1 protein-coding gene is annotated in these 406 nt (G+C 76.1%); it reads right to left on the bottom strand.

What is annotated here, in order from left to right:
- Positions 1 to 124 precede the first annotated feature (124 nt).
- Positions 125 to 406: hypothetical protein (locus tag E4T88_RS19010; protein ID WP_221411832.1), on the bottom strand; the 282-nt coding region annotated here is incomplete at its 5' end.

Here is a 406-nt window from a genome sequence, read left to right as displayed (position 1 = left end):
CGCCCTGGGGGTGACGGGGCGCGGTCCAGGAACAGCCCTTCAGGCCCTACCGGAACGGCTGTTCCTGCGTGGAATCCGCTGTCCGGCCGCCTGCCGGGGCGTGGCGTCCGGCACCGCCGCCGGGTCAGTCGCCCGGCCCGTCCGCCACATGGCACTCGCGCCGCAGCAGGGCGCGGGCTTCCTCCAGGCGCTCGTCCCGAGGGTCGAGCAGCGTGCGGCCCGACTCGTCCACGAACGACTTCCAGAGCGCGAGGTAGCTGGCGCGGCGCACGCCGGCCGCATGGTCGCGGATGAACGCCTCCGCCAGCGCGGGCTGCCAGCCGTGGCGGCGCACGCGGCGCACCAGGCTCGCGGCGGCCTTCTCGGTCAGCACGGTCTTGCGCGGCACTCCGGCCGCGAGGCACAG

The organism is Dysgonomonas mossii, assembly GCF_004569505.1.
In the GTDB taxonomy this organism is placed as follows: domain Bacteria; phylum Bacteroidota; class Bacteroidia; order Bacteroidales; family Dysgonomonadaceae; genus Dysgonomonas.
The sequence above is the reverse complement of the archived record's forward strand: the minus strand, read 5'-3'. Positions and strand labels throughout refer to the sequence as shown.